Raw genomic sequence first — 5,238 nt, 5'->3', positions numbered from 1 at the left:
TATCGTCAGATATCTTTACAGGCTCGAGTTTGACGTCCGAGGCGACCAGATAGAGGCCTAGATATGGATCAAATTTGACGTAGTTTTTCACGGGAATTTCGCCTTTAGGTACGGCGATTAGATTTGGCGTGATCGCGATGCCGCCGTTACCCGCGACGTTTACCATGGCGGGCAAGTTTTTCTCGAAGCAGGCGTTAAAATCATCCTGCGTCGGGCGCGGCTCGGCTCTAAGCGACGCAGCAAATGCGCAAATCACAAAAACCGCAAAAAGTGGAGAGTAAATTTTGCGGGCTAAATTTGAGTTCAAATTTGCAGTCGCACCGTCCCGTGCGCCGCCAAAATTTAACCGCGCGAGCCCCAAAACCGCGTCCAAACGGCGCGAGAAAGCTGCGCGTTTCATTGCCCTAGTCCCATGCCGGCAAACCCGCCCAGCATCCTTGACGCGGCGTTTTTGCGGTCGTCCTCGATCATCTTTAGCACGTCGTTTACGGCGCTGATGAGCAAGATCTGCAAGCTCTCCTTGTCCTCTAGCAAGCTGTCGTCGATGCTGATATCGAGCACCTCGCCCTTGCCGTTTGCTCTGACGCTAATGAGCCCGCCGCCGCTTTTTACGCTAAATTCGCGTTTTTGGCTCTCTTGCTCGATCTCCTGCGCTTTTTTTTGCGCCTCCTCGAGCATCTGTCCCATTTTTGAAAAATCGATCCCCTCAAACATAAACATCCTTTCAAATTTCGCGTTATTTTAGCCAATTTAAGCTAAATTTACTTTTTTAAGCTCTGCAATGCAAGTTTCGTTCCCGCCTTTAAAACTCGCCGTGGATACGAGCGCGGACGGGTAAATTTAAGCCCGAAAAGCCGTCAAATTTGAGGGTAAAATTTTATTTTAATAACCTGCACGCGTTTTGATCTATTTTGGTTTAGCGCATGCGTGTTTGCGTGGTTTTTAGCGTGGATTTTCTGTAAATTTGAGAAATTTACCCGAGCTAACAAGCGAAGTAAAGCCGAACTGAAAGAGCATTTAAGGTAGCGCCAACTAAATTTGAAATCTTTTGACGAATTAAAAAGCGATAAAATATGTCGGCAGATCAAAATCGCCCAAACAAACGCGCCTCAGATATCTTTGAGCTCCGCCGCGACCGATTTTTCTAGATTTACCGACTTGCCAAGGATTGTTATCGCTTTTTGCCTGCACTTGTTTACGCATCTGTAACAAATCGTGCAATGCTCGCCAAATCTCGCCTTGCCGTGCGCGATTTTTATATTTTGCATCGGACAGGATCTCGCGCACTCGCCGCACCCATTGCAGCGCGCCGTATCAAGGCTTGGTTTGCGCCTTGCAAAGGGCGTTTTGTGCCAAATTTTCATCCAGAGCCTCTGCCCCAAAAGCCCCGCGATACGGCATAGCACGCCTAGCCCCTCTTGTGGCGGCTTGCCCGCGGCAAATGCCTCCGCGACGCGCTGCAGCTTCGCGTTTGCCTCTTTGATCAGGCGCTCGTTTTTCTGCACCGAATAGCTAAAAATCGCCACGTCGAGGATAAACGCGGGCATTCTGATGTGTGCGCCGCCCGTTATTTTCGCGCCCGCTCGCCTTAGTGCCCTAGCCGCGCAGCCCGCTCCATCGCCGCTAAAAATCTCCATCGTAGCGATGATAAAGACGTTTTTTCCGCAAAAATTCGCGCTGTTTTCGCAAATAAACTCGCGCACGATCTGCGGCAGGTCGCTAAAGTAAACTGGATAGGCGAGGATTACGTCGTCCGAGCGCTTTAGCAGCTTGCCACAAGCCTCGTCCTCGATCGAAACCACGGGGATATCGCCGCCCAGACGCTCTATAAATCTCTCCACGCAATGCTTCGTGTTGCCCGTGGAGCTAAAATAAATCGCTATCATTTTGCGAATCCTTTTAAATTCAGGCGCTAAATTTTGTCCATTTTCGCCAAATTTTGCCCATTTTCGTCAAATTTAACGCCAAACGGCGGTAAATTTAAACAAACTGCTATTTAGCACGTTCGCCTTTCGTCCGCTTGCGAATGACCGTCGCGCCGCACCAGCCTAGACCTTATCGCAAATTTAGCTCGTCGCCATAAAACGTAAATTTAAACCTACCGCCGCAGAGACGGCAAATTTGGGCGTATATTATTTTACGATCTCGTTTTTCTCGTTTACCTGCACGATTTTTGGTTCGAAATCTCTTGCTTTTTTGGCGCTAAGAAGCGCGTAAGCAACGATGATGACGACGTCGCCGACGCAGACTTTGCGCGCGGCCGCGCCGTTTAGGCAGATCTCGCCCTTTTTCTCGCCGCGGATCACGTATGTAGCGAAACGCTCGCCGTTATTGACGTTTAGGATCTCGACTTTTTGGTATTCGCAAAGCCCCGCAGCCTCGATAAGCTCAGGTCCGATCGTGACCGAGCCTACGTAGTTGAGGTTAGCGTCCGTCACGCGTGCGCGGTGGATTTTGCTTGATAAAATTTCGATTTTCATCGGCAGTCCTTTGTGTTTTTGGGAAAATTATACTATAAATTTAGCCGCAAAAAGCAACTTTATATAGCCGCGGCGATTCGTTTTTGCTTGCTTGACGCGATAAAATTCGGAGTTAAATTTGTGATTAAATTTGATTTTAGAGGCATTTGCGCGAGCGATAAAAACTGCGATAAATTTGACGCCGTTTGGTGATAAAAATAGAAATTTAGACGCAAACAAAGGTAAATTTTACTCGAATTTACCCTTATTTCGTCGCCGTTTTGTCCGTAAATTTAGGCGCGACCGTCCAAAAGTTCGCGTACGACTTGCTTATCGCTAAACGGATATTTTACGCCCTTGATCTCTTGATAGGTTTCGTCGCCCTTACCTAAAATCACCAAAATTTCATCCCGTGCGAGGCTTTCAAGCGCGTATTTTATCGCATCTTTGCGGTTTGCGATGCATTTTACGCGCTCGTTCATCTCTAGGCCGCCACAGATCTCGGCGATGATGCTTTCCGGCTCTTCGCTTCGGGGATTATCGCTGGTGACGACGAGCCTGTGCGCGTATTTTTGCGCTATTGCGCCCATTTTAGGGCGTTTGGTGCGATCCCTGTCACCTCCGGCGCCAAAAACCGCGACGATTTTACGATGACGCAGCGCGTTTAGCACCTTTTCGATACCGTCAGGCGTATGCGCGAAGTCTACGATCACGAGCGGCTCGCGACTAACGACCTCCATGCGCCCCTCGACGCCGTCAAATTCTGCCGCGGCGCGCGCGATCTCATCTAGTGGCCTATCCGTCAGCGTCGCGACGCAAGAGACGGCTGCTATGAGGTTGTAGAGGTTAAATTCGCCGTGCAAATTTGAGCTTAGCGCCATTTGCCCGCGCGGAGTCTTTAGCGTCGCGCGTATGCCACCTTCTAGCGAATACTCGCCAGGCGCAAAGTCCGCGTCCGCATGAAGCGCGTAAGTTAGGGCGTTTGCGGGATTAAATTTGATCCCGCCGCGGTCGTCTATATTTATGAGTTTTGGCGCATCGTCTGCGAAAAACTCGCTCTTTACGCGCGCGTACTCTTCAAACGTGCCGTGGTAGTCGAGGTGGTCTTGGGTCAAATTCGTAAAAATTTTCATCGCAAACGATAGGCTCTCGATACGTTTTTGTGCGATGGCGTGCGAGCTAACCTCCATCACGAAATACTCGCAACCGCGCTCGCTAGCGGCCTTTAGGTAGCTAAGCGTGCGTAAAATTTCGCTCGTCGTTAGCGCCTTATCATCGATGCGTTCGCCGTTTATAAAAGCGCCGCGAGTGCCGCACAGGCCGCATCCGTAGCCTAAATTTAAGAGCGTAGCACAGATGGCCGCTGCGGTCGTGGTCTTGCCGTTGGTACCCGTGATGCCGATGATTTTGATGTTCTCGTCGATGCCTAGCAGTCGTTTGCATTCGCTCAAATTTATTACTTTTGCGCCCTTTGCCAGGGCATCGGCTTCAAATTTAGCGTTTGCCGCCGTTTTAACGAAATAGCAACCCGCCTCACATTCGTTCGAGTTATCAGTGACGAAGCCTTCTTTAACGTAAATTTTCATTCTGCGCCCTTTCGTTGATTTCGCGAGCCAGCGCGCTTAGCCGTTCGTCGCCGGCAAACATCACGGCCGCGGTTTCGATGTAGTTTAGTCCCATTTCGATGAAGTCGTTTTTGATAAGATTTTGCAAAAACTCGAGGAAATCGTCGCGGTTATCGATCATCACGCGCGTGGAAAACATGATGTCCTCAAAGACGCTTTTGAACCCGCCGCGCCTAACCGCATCCATAAAATCGGCGTAGCTGATGGCGTTTTGCTCCTCAAGGCTCTCGTAGTCGCCAAATTTTGCCTCAAGCGCGCCTAAAATTTCCTCCAGCTCGTCCGGGCTCATACCAAGCTTATCTTTTAGCTTAAATATCTCAAAAAGCGTCATCGCCTCGTCGCGGCGAGTCTTAGCAAGCGAGCAAAGCATAATGAGGAAAAGTAGCTTTTTGTCCGGTTTTTTGTCGTAGGCAAGTGAAAAATAGCTCGCTGCGGCGTCAAATTCGCCCTTGTTAAACGCTTTTAGGCCCGCCTTTTTGTAATCAATCAAATTTAACTTCCTCGCTGATAGGGATGTTTACGACCTCTAGCTCAGGGTGGATATCCATACGGAGCTGGCGCTCGATACCGTATTTTAGCGTAGTCGAGCTAGCCGCACAGCCATGGCAGTGGCCGGTAAGGCGAACGTAAATTTTGCCGTTTTTGATGCCTAGCAGCTCCATGCCTCCGCCGTCGTTTTCAAGCATAGGCAAAACCTTTTGCAGGCTGGCTTTTACGGGCTTTAGAAGCTCTTCATCGGTAAATGGGATCATTTTTAACCTTTTTCAATTTTTGAGATATTATAGCAGATAAAATTTTAAATACGCTATGAGTTTGACGTTTTGGCGGCTATTTTTGACTTGGATAAATTTGGAGCTTTAAGCGATTCTATGTATAAGTGAGTCAAATTTAAAAGATGGCCATAGACATAAAAACAAAATAGCGGCAAGACTCAAGTCTACAAAATAAACCTCAAGACAACTATACAAACGGCTGTTGCATAATCAAAAAACCGCTTTTAGATATTATATAAATTTAGTATATTAAGCATCTAGTACAAGCTAATTCCAAAAAGTAAATTTGTACTTAGAATTGTGGCAGAAGTCAAAATAAAACTAGCTATAAATTTTAGTATTTTCCGTATATATACAGAATTACAAACAATAAAATAAGCT

General features: G+C 48.1%; 7 protein-coding genes and 1 pseudogene. 1 reads left to right on the top strand and 7 read right to left on the bottom strand.

The window, feature by feature from the left end:
* The 4 genes and pseudogenes from Q0314_RS02125 to panD form a co-directional block, all read right to left on the bottom strand.
* Positions 1-400 (bottom strand): annotated as a pseudogene (locus tag Q0314_RS02125) (signal protein PDZ); the annotation flags it as partial.
* Complete coding sequence (locus tag Q0314_RS02120; RefSeq protein ID WP_002947064.1) at positions 397-714, bottom strand: YbaB/EbfC family nucleoid-associated protein; 318 nt, start codon at positions 712-714, stop codon at positions 397-399. The pseudogene Q0314_RS02125 and the gene Q0314_RS02120, both read right to left, overlap by 4 nt.
* A 395-nt stretch (positions 715-1,109) precedes the next feature.
* Complete coding sequence (locus Q0314_RS02115; protein ID WP_298056002.1) at positions 1,110-1,886, bottom strand: EFR1 family ferrodoxin; 777 nt, start codon at positions 1,884-1,886, stop codon at positions 1,110-1,112.
* 246 nt (positions 1,887-2,132) lie between these two features.
* A complete protein-coding gene (panD, locus tag Q0314_RS02110; protein ID WP_298056000.1) occupies positions 2,133-2,480 on the bottom strand; it encodes an aspartate 1-decarboxylase in 348 nt (115 codons plus the stop codon).
* A gap of 12 nt (positions 2,481-2,492) precedes the next feature.
* Between panD and Q0314_RS02105 the strand changes: the two genes are divergently transcribed.
* Positions 2,493-2,672, top strand: a complete 180-nt coding sequence (locus Q0314_RS02105; RefSeq protein WP_298055997.1) for a hypothetical protein — start codon at positions 2,493-2,495, stop codon at positions 2,670-2,672.
* 80 nt (positions 2,673-2,752) lie between these two features.
* On the opposite strand, the gene Q0314_RS02100 is transcribed toward Q0314_RS02105, so the two are convergent.
* Genes Q0314_RS02100 through Q0314_RS02090 form a run of 3 tightly spaced genes read right to left on the bottom strand, consistent with a single transcriptional unit; the run spans position 2,753 to position 4,836 of the window.
* Positions 2,753-4,045 carry a UDP-N-acetylmuramoyl-L-alanyl-D-glutamate--2,6-diaminopimelate ligase gene (locus Q0314_RS02100; RefSeq protein WP_298055995.1) on the bottom strand — a complete coding sequence of 431 codons (1,293 nt, stop codon included), beginning with the start codon at positions 4,043-4,045 and terminating at the stop codon, positions 2,753-2,755.
* Positions 4,029-4,574, bottom strand: coding sequence for a histidine kinase (locus tag Q0314_RS02095; protein ID WP_298055993.1), 546 nt, complete (start codon positions 4,572-4,574; stop codon positions 4,029-4,031). The genes Q0314_RS02100 and Q0314_RS02095 overlap by 17 nt, the downstream gene beginning before the upstream one ends.
* Positions 4,567-4,836: a NifU family protein gene (locus tag Q0314_RS02090; RefSeq protein WP_298055989.1), complete on the bottom strand. Its 270-nt coding sequence runs from the start codon at positions 4,834-4,836 to the stop codon at positions 4,567-4,569. Before Q0314_RS02090 ends, Q0314_RS02095 begins: the two co-directional genes overlap by 8 nt.
* Between the last annotated feature and the right edge of the window lie 402 nt (positions 4,837-5,238).

The sequence above is a fragment of the uncultured Campylobacter sp. genome (assembly GCF_938040115.1).
Taxonomy (GTDB): Bacteria; Campylobacterota; Campylobacteria; order Campylobacterales; family Campylobacteraceae; genus Campylobacter_A.
The sequence above is the reverse complement of the archived record's forward strand: the minus strand, read 5'-3'. Positions and strand labels throughout refer to the sequence as shown.